Below are 19,180 nucleotides of genomic sequence, written 5' to 3'. Positions count from 1 at the left end.
TCACAGGCTTAGTGACAGTGCTGGAGCTTTGGCCAACCGGGATGGTGATGGTTTGGCCATTGGCCAAGGTTACGATCACCGGGCTGCCGGTGACGGGCGCATTGACCGAAGCGGTGTAGACGATGCTGCCACCTTCCGCGACCGAGGGTGTGGCGGTCAGGGTGACCGTGGAGGAGTCCTGGACATCGGTGACAGTGGTAGAAACCGGCGCTGGGTTGCCGACCAGATTCTCGTAGTTGCCGCCACTCACTCCCGTGATGTTCGTGGTTACTGGTGCATGGCCTTGATAGACATCATTGCTCACCGGAGTGCTGACAGTGCTGGAGCTCTGGCCGACCGGGATGGTGATGGTTTGGCCGTTGGCCAAGGTCACGACCACCGGCGTGCCGGTGACCGGCGCATTGACGCTTGCGGTGTAAACGATACTACCGCCTTCCGCCACTGAGGGCGTGGCAGTGAGGGTGACAGTGGTGGTGTCCTGGACATCGGTGACAGTGGTAGAAACCGGCGCTGGGTTGCCAACCAGATTCTCGTAGTTGCCACCGCTGACGTTGGTGATGTTTGTGGTTACTGGAGCGTGGCCCTGATAGACGTCGTTGCTCACCGGGGTGCTGACGGTACTGGAGCTCTGGCCAACCGGGATGGTGATGGTCTGGCCATTGGCCAAGGTCACCACGACTGGCGTGCCGGTGACCGGTGCATTGACCGAAGCGGTGTAGATGATGCTGCCACCTTCAGCGACCGAGGGCGTGGCAGTGAGGGTGACCGCGGTGGTGTCCTGGACATCGGTGACAGTGGTAGAAACCGGCGCTGGGTTACCAACCAGTTGCTCGTAGCTTCCTCCGCCGACAGCAATGATGTGGTTGGAAACCGAGTCATGACCCTGATACACATCGTTGCCAACGGCAGCGCTTACTGAAGCTGAACTGGCCCCGACCGGAATGCTGATGGTCTGGCCGTTGGCCAGTGTCACCAGAACGGGGCTGCCGGTAACCGGCGCGCTCACGGACGCGGTGTAGACGATGGTCCCGCCTTCTGTGACCGATGGGGTAGCGGTCAAGGTCACGCTGGTAGTGTCCTGGACGTCACTTACCGTGGTGCTGACAGGTGAGGTATTGGCCACCAGGTTCTCGAAACTGCCGCCACTGACCGCGCCAATGCTGGTGCTTACCGGTGCATGGCCCAGGTACCCATCGTTACTCACAGGCGTGGATACACTGCCGACGCTTTGCCCGACGGCAATGGTGATGGTCTGGCCATTGGTCAGGGTCACCACCACAGGTGCACCGGTCACCGGTGCGCCGACGGAGGCGGTGTAGACGATGCTGCCACCCTCGGCAACGGTCGGTGTGGCGGTCAGGGTGACGGTGGTGGTGTCAGGGCTGTCGGTGATCGTAGTGGTCACTGGCGCCGGGTTGCCGACCAGGTGTTCGTAACTGCCCCCTGTGACTTGGGTGATGTGATTGCTGACCGATTCATGTCCCAGGTATACGTCATTACCGGCCGGCGCATTGACCGAAGCCGCGCTGGCGCCGACCGGGATAGTGATGGTCTGACCGTTGGCCAGAGTGACTACCACAGGGCTGCCGGTAACCGGCGCGGTGACCGAGGCGGTGTAGACGATAGTGCCGCCTTCAGCCACCGACGAGGTGGCGACAAGCGTCACGCTAGTGGTGTCTTGGGTGTCGGTCACAGTGGTGCTGACCGGTGTCTGGTCTGGCAGCAGATTCTCGTAGTTACCCCCACTGACCTGAGTGATGTTGTTGCTGACCGACCCATGCCCCTGATAGACATCGTTGCTGACCGGCGAGCTGACTGTCCCCGCACTTTGACCCACCGCGATGGTGATGATCTGGCCGTTGGCCAAGGTCACTACCAGCGGGCTACCGGTGACCGGTGCGCCGACCGATGCCGTGTACAGGATCGAGCCACCTTCAGCGATGCTGGGGGTGGCGGTCAGGGTTACCCGGGTGATGTCCTGGGTATCGCTGACACGGGTTGAAACCTCGCCCTGGTTAATCACCAGATGCTCGAAGTTGCCCCCGGTTGCTTGGGTAATGTGTGCGTTGACCTGCCCACCATCGCGATACGGATCATCCGCAGGCGCGGCCACGCTAATGCTGGCGCTGCTCTGGTTGGCGCCGATGGTGATGGTTTGGCCATTGCTCAGGGTGACGGTAACTGGAGTGCCGGCAGGGTTGCTAAGGGTCGCGGTATAGATGATCTGCCCGCCCTCGGCCACGCTCGGGGTGGCGCTCAGGGTCACACTGGTGCTGTCTTGCACATCGGCCACGCTGGTGCTGACCGGCGCCTTGTTCGCCACCAGGTTCTCGTAATTGCCGCCACTGACCTGGGTGATGCTGTTGCTGACAGCAGCGGGCCCCTGATAGGCATCGTTGCTCACAGGCGTAGTGACCGAGGCAGAGCTCTGGCCGACGCCGATGGTGATGGTCTGGCCGTTGGCCAGGGTCACCAGCACTGGGCTGCCGGTGACCGGTGCATTGATCGAGGCGGTGTAGACGATGCTGCCGCCTTCGGCCACCGACGGCGTGGCAGTCAGGGTTACGGTCGAGGTATCGAGCGAATCGCTGACCACGGTTGTCGCTGGCGTCTTGTCGGCGACCAGGCTCTCGAAATTGCCACCTACGGCCTTGTCGATACTCAGGGCAACGCTGCTGCCGTTCTTGTAAACGTCATTGGCCGCCGTTTGCACATTGAAGCTGGCGCTGCTCTGTCCGGCGGCAATGGCAAGTGTCTGGCCATTGGACAGGGTAACGGTAACAGGCGTCTGCGCCGGGTTACTCAGGGTCACCGTATAGGTGATCACGCCGCCCTCGGTCACGCTCGGTGTTGCAGTGAGGGTAGCGGTGGTGAGGTCGATGGTGTCGACGATCTGGGTCGTCGCTGGGGTAGCGTCGATGTTGACGCTCAGGCCGCCACCGCTGGTGCCGGTGATGTTCGCCGAGACGTGCCCGCTATCGAGGTAAACATCTTCGCTGGGCGTCACGCCGACGTTGATCGAGCCGCTGGTCTGACCGGCAGCGATGACGATCACTGCCCCGTTGGACAAGCTCACACTGAGGTCAGTGGTGGGTGCTTGGCCGACAGTCGCGGTGTAGGTGATCACCCCACCCGCCTCGGTAAGGGTCGGTGTCGCACTCAGTGCCACGGCAGTTGCGGCGCCAGCGGCGGGCGGTGTCGCGACGCTGTCGCGGGTGGTATCGAGCCCGGCGGTTTGCTCGAAGCGCAGCGCTTCGGAGAAATTCAGCGGCCCGGTGGGGTAGCCCACCGACGGGTCGACCACCCCGGCAGTCTCCTCGAGTATGACAAAGGTATGCCCGCCGCCAACCGAGCCGTCGCCGCCTGCTGGGGTCGGGCCTGCTGCTGTCGCTTCAAGATCGGTGGTCGGGTCGGCGCCGGCCTGGATCGCCTGTTGCAGCTCTTCGACCGAGGGCGCCGCCTGGGCGCTGGCCTGGCTCAAGTCGGTGCTGCTGGCGGGCGTCTCGGCACTCCACTGGGTTTCCCGGCCCAGGTCGAGCAAGCGGCCGTCGGCTAACTGCAACGTCACTGCGCCACCGGGGCCGGTGAGCACCTGATCTCCGGCAAACAGTCGATCGCCTTCGATGAGAACTCGCCGGATGCCTTCTGGGGATACTGCGACGACTTGGCCAACAATGCTTTTAACGATGGCTACGACAGTGCTCATGAGACTCTCCGGGTTACCCGATCGGTAGCTTCCATGCCCAGCCAGCGAGAGAATGCGGCGAGCAGACGGAATAATTCAAAGTTGTTTTACGTTGAACGCACTCACTTACTGGTTATAACTTTCCGACTATGATGCCGATGTTTGGATGATGGCTGTGAACACTCGATACTTACGAGGGGCTGCAAGTCATGTCACATCGAGAGTTGTACAATTGCCAACTCTTACTTTTGTATTAGTCATCGCCGTGCTTGAGGCTTCAGGCCAATGCCTACTCTAGGTTTAGCTATGAACCTGCGATCATATGTTCCAAAAATCTTCAAAGCAGCGACTCCTGGAAGGCTTGTTGAATCATCTTGAAAGGCTCAATATCGGGCGCTACAGAAGATTGTCGTGGGTTGGGGTGCAGAATTCACAGCCGGGCCTTGCATCGAATCAAGCACGAGTTAGGCTTGGTAAAAGGGTCCGATTAATAGTGTGGCGAAGAGCTACCAAGTTGCCAGGTTGCCAGTGCCTGAGAAATGAAACTCTCAGCGCAGAGCAACGTCAGGGTTAGAAACAGTTGTGGGTTACTTGGCCACCAGCCTCGGCCCAACAAGTGCTATGCAATACCAGGTTTGATTGCAAATAGCCGTTAGCGGGTTAATGGCTTGGACCTGGGTGAGCCTCCCCAGGCAATGCCTGAAGTGCGCACCTACCCCATCTACCGCCAGGATGAAGAGAGCGCCGCGTGGAATCCGAAGTCAGTCGAGTCCAACTCAGTCACGATCCACGTAGTCAGCACGATGACCCGTTGCTGGATAGCCTGCTGACCCTGTGTGTCCTGCACCAGAAGCCCGCCAGCCGGGCCATGCTCACCACCGGCCTGCCGTTGCCGGCCCAGCGCCTGAGCCCTGAATTGCTGCCCCGTGCGGCGGCCCGTGCCGGTTTGCAAGGTCGCTTGCTGCAACGCAAGCTGGAGCAGATCCCAAGCATCGCCATGCCGGCCATGTTGCTGCTCAAGGAAGGCCGCAGTGCCGTCTTGCTCGGCTGGGAGAACGCCGACACCGCGCGGCTGCTGCTCAGTGAAAGCGACGGCGGTGAGGTGCTGGTCAGCCGCGAGGCCCTGCTGGGCGACTACAGCGGCAAGGTGTTCTTTGCCCAGCCGCAGCACAAGTACGACGTCAATCACGGCAACCTGATCCCACGTGCGCGTTCCTGGTTTCGCGACACCCTGCTGCGCAGCAAATGGCTGTACATCGACGCCATTGCCGCCAGCCTGGTGATCAACCTGATCGCCTTGGCCGCGCCGCTGTTCGTCATGAACGTCTACGACCGGGTGGTGCCCAACCAAGCCACCTCGACGCTCTGGGTGCTGGCTGTGGGCATCACCGGGGCCTACATTTTCGATCTGATCCTCAAGGGTCTGCGCAGCCTGTGTCTGGACCTTGCCGGAAAGAAAACCGACCTGATCATCTCAGCCACGTTGTTCGAGCGCATCGTCGGCATGGCCATGAAGTACCGCCCGGCACGGGTCGGTAGCTATGCGCAGAACATCCACGAGTTCCAAGGGTTGCGGGACTTCCTCGCCTCACTGACCCTGACCAGCCTGATCGACCTGCCCTTTACCCTCCTGATCCTGATCGTCATCGCCATCATCGGTGGCCACCTGGTGTGGATTCCGGTGATCGCCTTCCCGCTGGCGCTGGGCATCGGCTACGCCTTGCAGAAGCCGTTGATGTCGACCATGGAGCGGACCATGGCCCTGGCCTCCGAGCGCCAGTCCAGCCTGATCGAAACCCTGGCCGGGCTCGACGCGGTGAAGGTCAACAATGCCGAGAGCGAACGCCAGTACATGTGGGAGCAGACCCTCGGCACCCTCAGTCGACTCGAGCTGCGGGTCAAGGTGCTCTCGGGGCTGGCGATGAACATCACCCTGCTGATCCAGCAACTGGCGGGCGTGGCGATGATATGTGTGGGGGTCTACCTGATCATCGATGGCCACCTGAGCATGGGCGGCCTGGTTGCCTGTTACATGCTTAGCGGCCGCGCGCTCGGCCCGCTCGGCCAGCTCAACGGGCTGTTGGCCCGGTATCAACAGGCCAAGGTGACCATGGCCGCGACCGACCAGATGATGGAGCTGCCGCAAGAGCGCAACTTCGAGGAGCGCCCGCTAAGCCGCCAGGTCCTGCAGGGCGCCATCGAATTTCGTGGTGTCGACTTTACCTATCCGAACCAGCAGAACCAGGCGCTCAAAGGTATCAACTTGAGTGTCCGCCCGGGCGAGAAGGTCGGCATCATTGGCCGCAGCGGCTCAGGCAAGAGCTCGCTGGCCAAGCTGATCGTCGGTCTCTACGAAGCGGACAATGGCTCGTTGCTGGTCGATGGCGTGGACATTCGCCAGATCGATGTCAGCGAGCTGCGCCACAACATCGGCTACGTCCCCCAGGATATCCAACTGCTGGCAGGCACCCTGCGTGACAACCTGGTCAGTGGCGCCCGCTACATCGAGGACGAAATGATCCTGCAGGCCGCCGAGCTGTCCGGCGTGCACGAATTCGCCCGGCTACACCCGGACGGATACGAGCTGCAGGTCGGCGAGCGAGGACAGAACCTTTCCGGCGGCCAGCGGCAGAACGTCGCCCTTGGTCGCGCCTTGCTGCTCAACCCACAGATCCTGCTGCTCGATGAGCCGACCAGCGCCATGGACAACACCGGCGAAGAGCGCCTCAAGCAGCGCTTGCAGGCCGTAATCGAAGGCAAGACCGTGCTGCTGGTGACCCACCGCGCCTCGCTGCTGTCGCTGGTAGACCGGCTGATCGTCATCGATCGCGGCCAAGTGGTCGCCGACGGCCCGAAAGCGGCCGTCATGGAAGCGCTGAAGAAGGGGCAGATCAGTGTTGCATAAGCTTGATATGGGCCAGCTCAAGGACAACCTGCGCCGCTACTTCAAGGGGTCGGAGTCGCTCAGCGGGCAACCCCTGCCCGAGGTCAACAAGGCACTGATCGAAGATGCCCCGCGGGTGGTGCGCATGACTATCTGGGGAGTGATCGCGTTCTTCCTGTTCCTGATCGTCTGGGCCTGTTTCGCCCCGATCGATGAAGTCACCCGTGGCGAAGGCAAGGCGATTCCGTCGTCCAAGGTGCAGAAGATCCAGAACCTCGAAGGCGGCATCGTCGCCGAGATTTTCGCCAAGGAAGGGGAGGTCGTCGAAGTTGGCCAGCCACTGCTGCGCTTGGATGAAACCCGCTTTGCCTCCAACAAAGGCGAAACTGAAGCCGATCGGGTGGCCATGGCCCTGCGGGTGGAGCGTCTCAGTGCAGAAGTCGAAGACGTGCCATTGAAGATCGACGATAAGTTGCGCGAGAGCTCGCCTAACCAGGCCGCCAGCGAGGAGTCGCTGTACCAGAGCCGGCGCCAGCAATTGCATGACGAGATCGGCGGCCTGGAGCAGCAGTTGGTCCAGCGCCAGCAGGAGCTGCGCGAGTACAACTCCAAACGCGCCCAGTACGCCAGCGGCTTGCAGCTGCTGCGCCAGGAGATCGCCATGTCCGAGCCGTTGGTGGCCAAGGGCGCGATCTCCCAGGTCGAGATCCTCCGCCTGCGCCGTTCCGAGGTGGAGAACCGTGGCCAGATGGATGCCACCGCCCTGGCCATCCCCCGTGCCGAGGCGGCGGTCAAAGAGATCCAGAGCAAGATCGAAGAGACCCGCGGCAAGTTCCGCAGCGACGCCCTGACCCAGCTCAACGAGGCGCGCACCGAGCTGAGCAAAGCCACCGCCACCAGCAAAGCGCTGGATGATAGGGTCAACCGCACCCTGGTGACCTCACCGGTGCGCGGCGTGGTCAAGCAGCTACTGGTCAACACCATCGGCGGGGTGATCCAGCCGGGTGACGACATCGTCGAGATCGTCCCGCTCAATGACAGCCTGGTCATCGAAGCGAAAATCTTGCCCAAGGACATCGCCTTCCTGCACCCCGGCCAGGAAGCCACGGTCAAGTTCACCGCCTACGACTACACCATTTACGGCGGGTTGAAGGCCAAGCTCGAACAAATCGGCGCCGACACCATCACCGATGAAGACAAGAAGACCACCTACTACCTGATCCGCCTGCGCACCGACCGTAGTCACCTGGGCACTGACGAAAAACCGTTGCTGATCATTCCTGGCATGGTGGCGACAGTGGACATCATGACCGGCAAGAAGACCATCATGAGCTATCTGCTCAAGCCGATCATCAAGGCACGGAGCGAGGCCTTGCGCGAAAGGTGATCGAGCAGCCTAGCGCCGGCGGGCCTGGCGATAGGCTGCATCAGGCCTTTGAGGTAACCTTGATCCATTCGTGTGCAATGCCATCGAAAGGATCTGCTCATTTCCACGCCATCGTTAAACCGTCGCCATGTTCTGTGCCTGCTGACTGCCGCGCCCGTGGTCTTTGGCCTGACCAGCCTGTCCGGCTGCAGCCGCTCAACCGGAGTCCAGGGCAGCTTTCTGCAACTGTGGAAAAGTCACGCCGAGCTCGATCGCAAGCAATGGCAACGGCGCATGGCGGCGATGGCCGACATGGGCTGTCGTACGCTCACCCTGCAGTGGGTCGGCCTGGTGGGCGGCGAGTCGCCGTGGATGATCCCTGAGCCGATGCTGCAAACCGTATTCGACCTGGCCCGCGAAGAAGGCATGCAGGTGCAGGTCGGTTTGCCGTTCGACAATGCTTGGTGGCAAGCCCTGGGGGCGCAGCCACAAGAGCAGGCGGCGTTCTTTGCCAAATCCCTGGAAGACGCTCGACGCTATATGAGCAGCTCGCCGTGGCCAAATCATCCGGCGTTTGCCGGCTGGTACATCCCGTATGAGCTTGAGCAGTATCACTGGGATACCGCCGAACGCCAGCAGCGTCTGGCGCAATGGCTCGGCGCGCTGGCCGACAACGCTCGCCACAGCAGTGGCCGCGTGCCGTCGATTTCTACCTACTACAGCGTGCTGCAGACCGATGGCTCATTGCTGCAGCTGTGGCGCACCCTGCTTGATAGCACTGCGCTGCGCCCGGTGGTGCAGGATGGCGTCGGCGTGGCTGGCTGGGCCAACCTGCAAGCGATCGAGCCATTGCTGCTGGAGCTGCGTCGGCGCCAGGTGCCGTTCGATGTGGTGGTGGAGCTGTTCGAGCAACTGCCCTCAGAAAAAAACGATGGCAGCGACTTCAAGGCACGTTCGGCGGATTACACCCGCGTGCGCCGCCAGTTGGAGTGGGCCAAGACCACCGGTGCCGAGCAGGTGGTAGCGTTTGCCCTGGATCCTTGGGCGCTGGGTGATGATCCGCGAGCGCGGCGCCTGCACCAGGACTGGTTGCGCGGGCACGGCTGATCAGCTAACGGTCGTCAGTCAACGATTTGCCGTCTGAGACAATGCTATCGCGGGGCAAGCCCGCTCCCACGGTGGCAAGGTCGTCAAAGTGAACGGCCAATGATCTCGCGCATCACTTCACTGGTCCCGCCAAAGATCCTCAGCGCCCGCGCATCGGCCCAAGCGCGGCCGATGCCATACTCGCTGCTATAGCCATAGCCACCATGCAGCTGCAGCAGCTGATCAAGAATCTGCCCCTGCAGCTCTGTCGCATTGAGCTTGGCCATGGCCGCGACCACCGGGTCCAGGCTGCCGTCGATCAATTGCCGCGCACAGTCATCGAGGAACACCCGCAGCATGGTCAATCGCGCTCGCGCATCGGCAAGGATAAAGCGGTTGTGCTGATGGTCGCTGACTCGCTTGCCAAAGACTTTGCGCTCACGGGTATAAGCCAAGGTCTGCTCCAACATCCCCTCGACATGCGCCGCAGCCCGCAGGGCAATCGCCAGGCGCTCGCGGGCCAGCTCCCGACCCAGGTACTCGAACCCAGCATTCTCCTCGCCCAGCAGGCAGTCTGCCGGTACCCGTAGCGCGTCGAAGAACAGCTCGCAGGTGTCCTGGGCATGCTGGCCAATCTTGGCCATGGGGTTGCCTTTGCTCAGCCCTGGTAAACCGGCCTCGACACAGAACAGCGACAGCCCGCGCGCACCCAGGTCTGGCTCGGTGCTGGCGACGACAATGATCAGGCCCGCATTGACGCCGTTGGTAATGAACGTTTTCTGGCCATTGAGCACATAGTGCTCACCGTCGCGCTCGGCGCGGCAACGGATCGCTTTCAGGTCGCTGCCAGCACCCGGCTCGGTCATGGCGATGGCGCCGATCAGTTCACCAGCGGCCATCGCTGGCAGCCAGCGGTCTTTCTGCGCCTGGCTGCCGAGGCTGAGCAGGTATGGCGCGACCATGTCGGAGTGGATCGAAAAACCGATGCCCAGGCAGTTGGCGCGGGCCAATTCTTCGATCACCACCATGGCGTGGCCAAAGTCGCCACCGGCACCATAGGGCGTGGGCAGGGCCGAGCACAGCAAGCCTTGGGCGCCGGCTTCGCGCCAGAGCTCAGGGGGCGTCACCCCGGCACGTTCCCAGCTGTCGTAATGCGGCAGGATGAGCTCGTCGATAAAGCGTCGGACCTGGTCACGGAACAGCTCATGGTCGTCGCGAAAAAGGCTACGCATGGCCGATTACCGGGCAAATGCAGCAGTGCTGCTGAGTTCACCGCGCAGCACCGGCTGCTGGGCGCTGCCGGTGAGAAACAGTGCGTAGTGATCACCCGGCTGCAACTGCGGCAAGGCCAGCGCCTTGGCCTGCACCGCGCCGCAACCGGCGCTCAGGCTAGCGCTTACCGGATTGATCGCGCGGGCCTGGGTGGCGTTAGGCTTGACCTCGGCGAACAGCGTTGGGCCGCCACCGTCGACCTGCAACTGGCCGGCTGGGCAGTCACTGGCCAGGTTGTAGAAGCGCAGCTCGGCCTTCAATGCATCGTCGCTGGCAGCGCTGTCGTCCAGTACCAGTAGCTTGCCGTCGTGCAGCACCAGGCTCTGGTAGCTGTCGGCGGCGACCGTAAGAGTGCCGACGGTCTTGCCGGCAATGCGTACCGCGAAGGGTTCGCCGCCCTTGATCACGTTGTAGCTGCTGGCCAGGCGTTCGTCGCCAAGGCGCTGCGGCGGGTTCTGGCCCAGCTGCACTTCGACGCTATCCGCTGTTGGTTGCAATACCCGAACGAAGGCCGAGCCTGCCGGTGGGCGCGGTGCATACAGCTGCGCCAGCTTGCCTTCGGCATGCACCAGGGTAGGCAGGCCACTCCCGAGCAGCAGGGCAGTGGCGAGCAGGGCGGACAGTTTCATTGGGTCTCCTTGGGGCGTTTCAGGCGGGTTTCCTGGTATAGCGCGGCGAGGCGCTTGCGGTCGACCTTGTCCGACAGCGTACCGGGGAAGCGGCCACAGGCGAGCAGTTCCGAGGGAATCATATAGGCAGGCAGGCGACTGGCCAGGTGTTGCTTCCAGTCGGCCAACGCCGTAGGCAGTGGGCCGAGAGTCGCAGCTGGCAGCTCGAGCGTTTCGACAAAACCAATCATCCGCACCAGGGTGCCGTCGGGGCGGCGCAAAGCCACCGTTGCCGCAGCGCCGATGCCCGGCAGACTGGCCAGGCCCGCATCCACTTCGCCCAGCTCGATGCGGTAGCCGTGCAGCTTGATCTGGTCGTCGCGCCGGCCATGGAAGAACACCCGGCCGTACTCGTCGATCTCGGCCAGGTCGCCACTGCGGTAGGCGCGTTTGCCGTTGTGTTCGAACAGCACCGCAGCGCTCAGGTCTGGACGATTGAGGTAGCCACGCATGACGTGGTCACCGGCAATGCACAGCTCACCGTCCTCCAGGAACAGCTCGGCATACGGCTTGGCGCGGCCGATCGATAGCGGCTGGGTGCCCGCGTCGAGTGGCGGCAGAATCTCGATCCAGGTGGTCGAGCAGGTCGCCTCGGTTGGGCCGTAGGAATTGATGATGCGTGCCTTGGGGAAGCGCGCCCAGAGCTGGTTGGCCAGGGTTGGGGTCAGCGACTCGGCGCCAAACACGAATACTTGCAGGTGCGGTAGGTGGGCGGCGTCGAATTCATCATTGAGCAACTGCTGGCGGACGAACGAGGGTGTCGATGCCCACACCTGCACCTGGCTGTCGGCCAAGTAGCCAACGAAGTCCAGGGGCGCTGCGATCACCTCACGCGGGCACAGCACGCACTGGCCACCTAAGGCCAGCGCGCCGCACAGGTCGAACAGCGAAAAGTCGAAGCTGAACAGCATCTGGTTCATGAACGTCGGCCGCGCGCCGAGCCCCAGGCAGTCGCGGATCCAGCCAGCGAACAGTGCCACGCTGTCGCGGCCGATCTGCACCCCTTTCGGATCGCCGGTGCTGCCGGAGGTGAACATGATGTAGGCAAGGTCTGCTTCGGCCAGCGGTGTCGCCTGGGCTACACCGGCCTCGAAGCGGTCGGTTGCTGCATCGTAGTAGTGTCCTGCGCCGACCAGCTCGATGATCCGTTGCAGTCGCTGTGGCGGGTTGATGCTGTCCAGCGGCACGTAGGTGACGCCCAGGCGCAGGCAACCGAGCATGGCCACGACGAATTCGATCTGCTTGTGGCCGCTGATCACCAGCGCTGTGCCCGGCATGATGCCCGCTGCGCTGGCGCGCAGCTGCCAGGCTTCGACGGCCAGCTGCAAGCCGGCCCAGTCCAACACCCGGCTGGCGTCACGCAGCGCCGGGGCGTCGGCGTTGTGTTCAAGGTCGGCGAATTGACAGCGGTCGAAATCGAAATGCATCTGGCGGCGCTCCTGGCTACACGCTGATCGGGCTTAGCCGCGGCTGGCCTGGATGAACGCGGCCAGCGCGTCGATCGACTCCAGGTGCTCGTCGATCTCGGTCGGCGGCACCTTGCAGCCGAACTCATTCTTCACCGCCATGACGATATCGACGGCGGTCATCGAGTCGACCAGGCCCGACTCGATTAGCAGGTCGTCGTGCTCGACGGCGGTGCCGATGACGTTTTCAATGATCTGTGCCAGTTGCTGCTTGAGGGTTTCGTCGCTCATGTCGATCACTCCGGGAAAGTCAGAATTGGAAGTACAGGAAGCGCGCTTCCTTGTGCAGGTTGATCAGGCACAGCACCAGCAGCAGCGCCATGATCACCAGCCATTTGAGATTCGGTGCCCAACGCAATGCGGCGGGGCCATCCAGTTGTACGCGGGCCAGCGACGGCGAGAAACCGCCCATGATCTGCTGTGAGTTGGGCAGGAACCACGCCACTGCCAGCACCGCGAGGATATGCAGCGCCTCCAGGTGGCGGCCGAGCAGCATGCGCCAGGCATCGCCCCAGGCGATTGCAGTCGGATACACGGCCTCTGGCAGGCTGCCCAGGCCACGCAGGCCGAACATGCCTTCGACCAGTAGCACAGCGTCGTGAGTCGACTCGGCGCGGAAGAAAGCCTGGGCGACGATGACTGCGGCGAAGGTCAGCAGTACGCAGCCCGCAGTCTTCAAGCGGCTCTTGCTGGCCTTGTTGCGGCCCACCACGAAAATCCGCCAGGCATGGTTGATCGACAGGTAAGCGGCATGCAGCAGGCCAAAGATCAGGAACTGCAAACCGGCGCCGTGCCAGATGCCAGCCAGGCCCATGGTGAAGGCGGTCGGCAGCACGATGGCAGCGGCAAAGCCGCCTGCGGTGGCCGCGCCCTGGGTGCCGACCGGCAGCCCCCGCTTGCTGCGCCAGTCGGACACGGCCATGGCCACCGGGTAGTACAGGTAGGCGGTCAGGTAGCGGGTCAGGGTCATGTGCCAGCGCGACCAGAAGTCGATGATGTTGCTGGCCTTGTATGGCGAATTGAAGTTCAGCGGGAAGCGGATGCCGAACATCTTGGCCAGGCCCAGGGCCATGTCGGAGTATCCGGAAAAATCGAAATACAGCTGCAGCGCGTAGGCGATCCCGGTGCCCCAGGCGGCCCACAAACCCAGCGTGCCAGGCTCGGCAAAACCGGCATCGGCATAGGGCGCGATGGGGTCGGCGAGCAGCACTTTCTTGGCCAGGCCGATGATGAACAGCATGCCGCCGACACTGAGGTTTTCGGCGCGGAAGCGGTAGTTATCCGGCTTGGCGAACTGCGGCATCATCTCCTTGTGATGGAGGATCGGCCCGGCGATCAGGTGCGGGAAGAAGGTCACGAACAGCACGTAGCTGAGCAGACTGCGCTCCTTGACGATGCCGGCACGACAGTCGAGCAGGTAGCCGATCTGGGTGAAGGTGAAGAACGAAATCCCCAGCGGCAGGATGATGTCGTCCAGGCGCGTGCCAGCCAAGCCCCAGTCCTGGGCGAAGTTGACCAGGGTGACGAAGTACTTGTAGTGGAACAGCAAGGCCAGGTCCGCGCCGACCCCTAGGGTGGTGATCAGCAGTTGCAGGCGGGTGCGCCCAGCTGCGCCGAGGATCGCCAGGCTGACCAGGTAGTTGAAGGCGATCGAGCCGATCAACAGCAACACGAACTGCGGGTTCCACCAGCCATAGAACACGATCGAGGTGAAGCACAGCCACAACGCGGCGCCGCGCAGGCTGCGAGCGGCGATCAGGTAGTGCGCAGCCAAGGTCAGCGGCAGGAACAACAGCAAGAACAGGTATGAGTTAAAGAGCATGCTCAGCCTCGGTAGCCGGTAGCGTGGCCAGCACGGCGCGTTCATCGGCGGTTAGCGGCAGCGACAGGGCGCTCTCGGAAAACTCCCAGATCACCAGCTTGAGCGTGCGCGGCCAACGCTCACGCTTGTGCAGTGCAGCCAGCAAGGCGCCGCAGAACTGCCCGCCATCCAGGCTCTGGTTCCACACCTGTTGGCCAAGGTTGCGGCCCAGGCGCTCGCCAAAGGCGCTGCGCCGGCCATTCGAGCTGCCGACCAGGAGCACTTGCACCGCTGGCGTGTCGTCGAGCAGGCCACCGCCACGGCGCGGCACGATCTGCTCGGGCTGTTCCTGGTCCAGTGCTGGCCGCCAGGCCGCCGCAGCGTGCTCCAGGCCGGCCAAGGTGATCAGGTCGCCCATGCGTGGTTGGGCTGGGCCGGCGCCGCTGCTGTCGAACTGTTGCTCGCGTTTGCCGCCAAGCAGCGGCAGGGCAGCGGCGGCTACGGCATCGGCAGCGGCCTGGGCGCCGACGGCATTGAGGTGGACATCGGTGCGGAAGAACCGCGGCGCCTGCTCGGCGCCTGCGGCCAGTGCCGTAGCGAGGTCGACATAGGCCACACCGGCTTCGGCCAGGCTGGCCTGCCATTGGCCCAATCGCGCCTGCATCTGTGCCGACTGCTGCAGGCCACACAGGGCGTGGGTTTCGATCCGCGCCTTGTCTGGCACTGCCACCAGCAGCACCTGCAGGCCCTGTTCACGCAACTGCCCGCTCCAATGACGCATCAGGCGCAGGCGCGCCTCGTAGGCCCCGCGTACACCCGGTTGCGCGCGCAGGCCGTCGCGATAGAACAGCCAGCCCGGGCAGCCCTGTACCACCTGCGCGCCAAGATCGCCCAGCAGGCGATAGCGCACGGCGGCGCTCAAGGTATCGGCGTTGTCCTGCAACTTCGGTTGCAGCGCTTCGCCGAGCGCCTTGCCGGCGTCACCGTCCAACCATGCCGAGGGTTTCAGCCGCGCAGGGTCGAGCTTGCCGTTGTACAGCAGCCACAAGCCGCAAGCCTGGGCGAGCAGCAGCAAGGCGATCACCGCAGCGGCATAGCGGCGGTGCGAGGGCGCAGCGGCCGGGTCGCGCTCAGCCATGCATCAACGTCCGAGGGCGCTGCGCAGGCGCTGGCGCCAGGCGTCGGCGCTCATGATCGAGGCGTTGTCCCACAGGCCGCTGGCCTGCGGGCCTTGCGCGTAGGTCGGCTCGAACATCTGCCAGACCAGCACTTGCGGCGGGTTGTTCTTGAAGTCGGCCGACTCCAGGTACTCCAGGAGCATGATCCACTGGCCGACGTTGCCCGGCTTCCAGTTCACCGAAACCGGTCGATCGACACTGTTGGAGAGCTTTTGCGGGAAACCGAAGTACGGCTGGACCATGCTGTGGCCGGTGACATGCACTGGCGCCGGGGCGCTGTCGAGCAGGCCGGTGGCCGCCGCTTGGCGGCGCACGGTGAAGGTCTCCCGGCCAGTTTGCTTGCGCTGTTCGGGGGTGAGGAAGCGTTCGGCCAGGTCACCAAAACGGCGTTCCTTGAACTCGCTACCCAGGGTCATGCCGCTGCCAGCGCTGCCCTTGAGCGCAGGCACATCGCGCTTGATTTGCTCGGCGGTGGCCTGGGCGGTGGCGTCGGCGGCCACTTGGGTCCAGTGCTGGTCGGTGCGGTAGAACACGTCCTTGCCGCCCTGGCGCACCTGCTCGAGTACCGCTGCGTCGTCCAGGGCACTGATGCCGGCCTTGTGCAGGCTGGCGAGAATGCTCTGATACCGCTGTTGGACTTGCGCGCTGAGGGTTTTGCCTGCGGGCAGCTTGTCCTGGTAGAAGCGGGTCTTGTCCGGCAGTACCAGCACTTGCAAGTGCACGCCACGCGCGGCCAGCGCCTGCTGGGCATCCTTGATCAACGCGGTGGAGGCTTCGATGCCTCGGCTGTCGACTTCGGTAAGGCTACCCCAGCCAGGGAACAACCAGCCATCCTTGCCTTGGATGACGATGGAAGAGTCATCGGCCTGGGCGTTGATCGCGGCGCAGCCGAGGCTGACGGCGAGCAAGGCGCTAGCCAGGCGTTTGCATGAAACAGTGAACAGAGGAAGCGACAGCATGTGTGGGGTCCTCAATATGACAATGTCAGGTTCATGAACAGGCCTTCAGCCCGTTCGGTGGCACCGCCGCCGATGGCGAAGCGGTACTGGGCCGTCCAATCGAGATAGGAGCGGGGTGTGTGGTAATGGTCTTCGCGGAACCAGTAGCGCAGACCGATGCCGGGGCCTGCGGCCATCGACCAGGAGCCTTGGTCGCGGGTCAGGGAGTAGCGTTTGTTTTCCAGTACAGAGGCCAGCTCACCGCTGGCGCCATGCAGGTCAGTGGCCTGGTCCTTTTGCCAGATCACGTCGGCGGCACCGACAATGTGCGGGAACACCACAAAGTGTGGAGAAAGTCCGGCGACGCGGAAACTCCGGCCAAGGCGGATTTCATTGCTGAGGAACAGCTGCTCACGCTTCAGGCGCCCGTTGGCTTCGGCCAGTTTGTCGGTCTTCGAGCCTTGGTTGTCGACGTCGTACAGGGTGTAGCTCGCGGAGTTGTCTTCCAGCGAGTAGCCCAGCTGTGAGTAGGCGTCCACTGTCCACCAACTGGTCTCGTTCATGCGCAGGTCGGTGCCACGGTAGAAGCCGTAGGTGGCGTAGGCCAGCCAACCACCAGCGCCGTCCTTGAGTTTGTAGTTCAGCAAGGCGCCGTTGATTGGAGCGACTGAGTCAACGAGACGCTGAGCATTGGCACGTTCAATAGCACGTTGAACCTCGCAACGGTCACTGTTCTTGGCCGGGTTAGCCGTGCCTTCCCGGGTCGCAGAACCAATCAGGAAACGCCGCTCCAGGCCGAAGGTAAAGCCAGTATCGGAAAGCAGGTAGCGAACGCCTAGCGAGCCAATGGTGCTGGGGAATCCACTGACCGATTTCGAGTCACTGGAGCCGCCATCGGGCAACGAAGCCTTGCTGCACGGGTCGATCGCGCCTTGCGATTTGAACTTGCCGCCTTCGTCCCACAGGGTATTGGACAGCCGCCCGTAAACTTCCAGAACCCCGTTCTGGTCATTGAACTGGCTAGGCCGCCAATACAGCTCGGCAGTGCTGACGACCGAATCACCCGCCGAACTCTGCCCGGCGTTGGCAATGGTGGTGCTGGGTCGCGCGCCACGGTAGCTGGTGGTCACCGTGGCGCCCCATTCGCGGTCGAAGCCAGTGATGGCGCTACGGGTGTTGTAGCGCTGCTCATCGTTCAGATCGAGCGTGCCGTGGTCATCCATGTCGATGGCGTGCTTGAGCTTGCGCACGGCGGCGGGCTTGTCGCCCATCGATGACAACGCATAGGCCTCGTCGAGGATGACCGTTTTGGGTGCCTTGCCAGTGTCGCGCGCGGCGCGGAAGTCTTCCCGGGCGCGGGCCGGCTGGGCGGTGCGCATGCGCAAGTAGCCACGCTGCATCAGTAGCTCGGCATCGCTTGGGGTGCGCGCAATTGCATCGCTCAGGCGCTGTTCAGCTTCCGCGGCTTGCTGGTCGTTGCCCGCTGCCAGGGCGGTGGTCAGCAGGCGTTGAAATTCCAGGTTGTCCGGGTCTTGTTCAGTGGCCTTGCGTGCCTGGCGGATCGCTTCCTGGTAATCCTGCCGCGCATAGGCCGCGTAGGCTTCGCTGGCTGGCCCAGCGGCGCCGCCGGCATCGGCCGGGAGCAGCTCGCACTGGGTGCCGTAAGGGGTGTCCTGGCAGGACTGGCGTGGCGCCGGGTAGTTGCTCAGGTTCAATGCGGCGCTAGGGCGGCGGTCGTCGTGCAACGTTTGTAAGCGCCGGGCCACCGCTTCGTCGTTGGCATCCAGCGGCGTCAGCAGGCCCTGGGCGCGGGCCGAGTCACCGGCGGCCAGTGCCGCGTCGATGGCGATCAGCCTCACGTTGCGCAGCTGCTCTTCGTCGAGCCAGTCCTGGGCCATGGCAGCGTCGAAGTCGTCGTTGGCCACTTGCGCCTTGCCCTGGAACTGACGCAGGTAAGCGCGCATGACCAGCATCACAGTGCTTTCGTCATCGACTTCAAGGGCATCGTCGGCAGCCTGTTCGGCAGCGGCCGGCTGGTTGTCGAGCAGCAGCACGGTGACCAGCAACAGGCGGTGGCTGGAGATGTCCGGTGCCAGGCTGACGGCTTCACGCGCCAGCGGTACGGCGTCACCTGGGCGGTTGGCAATCAGGGCCTGGTAGGCCTGCTCGGCCGGGCGCACAGCCATGCGCCGCTTGAGGGTCTGGCGGCGGGCTTCAAGGTCGCTGGTATTGGGTGCGCCCAAGGCGATGGCGGTGCCCGCCGCCTCGGCGGCTTGCGGCCAGCGCTGCTGGGCTTCCAGGCTGTCCAGCCAGAGCAACGCCCAGGGGCCTTGGCTTGGATCGGTACGAAAGGCCCGTTCGGCATCGCGCTCGGCGGCAGGCATGTCGCCCGCGTTGTAGGCTGCATAGGCCTTGGTCGCGAGCGGGAAGCCCTTCTGGTAAGCGGCTGAGGTAGCTGGGCCGTTGCCGGCAGCCGGGTTGCTCTGCAGATTGACCACCGCCGCTTGCAGGCCAGGGTCGCGCACGCCGCGCTTGAGTGCGCGCTGCGCGGCCTGTCGGGCTTCATTGCGCCGCCCTAGCTTCTGCAGGGTATAGACCTTGAGCAGGTTCAGCCGGGCTACGTCTGGGCGCAGCGCCAGCGCCGCATCGACCTGTTGCAAGGCGTCGCGATAGCGCCCGCCCTGATAACTGCGATAGGCCTGGTCGGCCTGTTCCCAGGCCACTCCTTGCAGCGGCACCTCGGGTGCGGCCGCAGCCGGCGAGATACTGGCGCAGCAGAGCAGGGCGCTGAACAGCGCGAAGGCAGGACGAGCAGAATTCATGACGGTTCGAGGAC

The 19,180-nt window shown here is 63.5% G+C and carries 12 protein-coding genes; 3 read left to right on the top strand and 9 right to left on the bottom strand.

All coding sequences use genetic code 11. The features are described from left to right. Positions 1–3,706: retention module-containing protein (locus ACF8K2_RS06100; protein WP_392463901.1), on the bottom strand; the 3,706-nt coding region annotated here is incomplete at its 3' end. 727 nt (positions 3,707–4,433) lie between these two features. Here ACF8K2_RS06100 and ACF8K2_RS06095 point away from each other — a divergent pair. The 3 genes from ACF8K2_RS06095 (at position 4,434) to ACF8K2_RS06085 (ending at position 9,042) form a co-directional block, all read left to right on the top strand. After that, positions 4,434–6,590 (top strand): type I secretion system permease/ATPase, encoded by a 2,157-nt coding sequence (locus ACF8K2_RS06095; protein WP_392463900.1) that lies wholly within the window; start codon positions 4,434–4,436, stop codon positions 6,588–6,590. A 7-nt stretch (positions 6,591–6,597) separates the two neighbouring features. After that, the gene (locus ACF8K2_RS06090; RefSeq protein WP_392463903.1) at positions 6,598–7,956 is read left to right on the top strand and encodes an HlyD family type I secretion periplasmic adaptor subunit; all 1,359 of its coding nucleotides are present in this window, start codon (positions 6,598–6,600) and stop codon (positions 7,954–7,956) included. Positions 7,957–8,028: 72 nt separating this feature from the next. Further along, complete coding sequence (locus ACF8K2_RS06085; protein ID WP_392463899.1) at positions 8,029–9,042, top strand: DUF4434 domain-containing protein; 1,014 nt, start codon at positions 8,029–8,031, stop codon at positions 9,040–9,042. Positions 9,043–9,125: 83 nt separating this feature from the next. On the opposite strand, the gene ACF8K2_RS06080 is transcribed toward ACF8K2_RS06085, so the two are convergent. The 8 genes from ACF8K2_RS06080 to ACF8K2_RS06045 are packed head-to-tail and all read right to left on the bottom strand — an operon-like array spanning position 9,126 to position 19,166. After that, entirely contained in the window at positions 9,126–10,253 is a 1,128-nt protein-coding gene (locus tag ACF8K2_RS06080) for an acyl-CoA dehydrogenase family protein (RefSeq protein WP_392463898.1), read from the bottom strand. 6 nt (positions 10,254–10,259) lie between these two features. Next, positions 10,260–10,922: an alginate O-acetyltransferase AlgF gene (locus ACF8K2_RS06075; protein ID WP_186555798.1), complete on the bottom strand. Its 663-nt coding sequence runs from the start codon at positions 10,920–10,922 to the stop codon at positions 10,260–10,262. Next, the gene (locus ACF8K2_RS06070) at positions 10,919–12,388 is read right to left on the bottom strand and encodes an AMP-binding protein (protein WP_392463897.1); all 1,470 of its coding nucleotides are present in this window, start codon (positions 12,386–12,388) and stop codon (positions 10,919–10,921) included. Before ACF8K2_RS06070 ends, ACF8K2_RS06075 begins: the two co-directional genes overlap by 4 nt. Before the next feature lie 33 nt (positions 12,389–12,421). Continuing rightward, positions 12,422–12,658: an acyl carrier protein gene (locus tag ACF8K2_RS06065; RefSeq protein ID WP_186555800.1), complete on the bottom strand. Its 237-nt coding sequence runs from the start codon at positions 12,656–12,658 to the stop codon at positions 12,422–12,424. Between the two features lie 19 nt (positions 12,659–12,677). After that, positions 12,678–14,249, bottom strand: coding sequence for an MBOAT family protein (locus ACF8K2_RS06060; RefSeq protein WP_186555801.1), 1,572 nt, complete (start codon positions 14,247–14,249; stop codon positions 12,678–12,680). Then, positions 14,239–15,366, bottom strand: coding sequence for a hypothetical protein (locus ACF8K2_RS06055; protein WP_392463895.1), 1,128 nt, complete (start codon positions 15,364–15,366; stop codon positions 14,239–14,241). The genes ACF8K2_RS06060 and ACF8K2_RS06055 overlap by 11 nt, the downstream gene beginning before the upstream one ends. 3 nt (positions 15,367–15,369) lie before the next feature. Next, entirely contained in the window at positions 15,370–16,365 is a 996-nt protein-coding gene (locus ACF8K2_RS06050) for a twin-arginine translocation pathway signal (protein WP_392463894.1), read from the bottom strand. 11 nt (positions 16,366–16,376) lie between these two features. Then, complete coding sequence (locus ACF8K2_RS06045) at positions 16,377–19,166, bottom strand: hypothetical protein (RefSeq protein ID WP_392463892.1); 2,790 nt, start codon at positions 19,164–19,166, stop codon at positions 16,377–16,379. Positions 19,167–19,180: the final 14 nt, after the last annotated feature.

Origin of the sequence: Pseudomonas sp. xss_2, assembly GCF_043104195.1 — a bacterium.
Lineage (GTDB): Bacteria > Pseudomonadota > Gammaproteobacteria > Pseudomonadales > Pseudomonadaceae > Aquipseudomonas > Aquipseudomonas urmiensis.
The sequence above is the reverse complement of the archived record's forward strand: the minus strand, read 5'-3'. Positions and strand labels throughout refer to the sequence as shown.

What these genes read in the sequence shown, in the direction of transcription:
- ACF8K2_RS06090 (WP_392463903.1), top strand. Translation starts at nt 6,598, where the DNA reads ATGGGCCAGCTCAAGGACAACCTGCGCCGCTACTTCAAGGGGTCGGAG.
- ACF8K2_RS06080 (WP_392463898.1), bottom strand. Translation starts at nt 10,253, where the DNA reads ATGCGTAGCCTTTTTCGCGACGACCATGAGCTGTTCCGTGACCAGGTC.
- ACF8K2_RS06075 (WP_186555798.1), bottom strand. Translation starts at nt 10,922, where the DNA reads ATGAAACTGTCCGCCCTGCTCGCCACTGCCCTGCTGCTCGGGAGTGGC.
- ACF8K2_RS06070 (WP_392463897.1), bottom strand. Translation starts at nt 12,388, where the DNA reads ATGCATTTCGATTTCGACCGCTGTCAATTCGCCGACCTTGAACACAAC.
- ACF8K2_RS06065 (WP_186555800.1), bottom strand. Translation starts at nt 12,658, where the DNA reads ATGAGCGACGAAACCCTCAAGCAGCAACTGGCACAGATCATTGAAAAC.
- ACF8K2_RS06060 (WP_186555801.1), bottom strand. Translation starts at nt 14,249, where the DNA reads ATGCTCTTTAACTCATACCTGTTCTTGCTGTTGTTCCTGCCGCTGACC.
- ACF8K2_RS06055 (WP_392463895.1), bottom strand. Translation starts at nt 15,366, where the DNA reads ATGGCTGAGCGCGACCCGGCCGCTGCGCCCTCGCACCGCCGCTATGCC.
- ACF8K2_RS06050 (WP_392463894.1), bottom strand. Translation starts at nt 16,365, where the DNA reads ATGCTGTCGCTTCCTCTGTTCACTGTTTCATGCAAACGCCTGGCTAGC.
- ACF8K2_RS06045 (WP_392463892.1), bottom strand. Translation starts at nt 19,166, where the DNA reads ATGAATTCTGCTCGTCCTGCCTTCGCGCTGTTCAGCGCCCTGCTCTGC.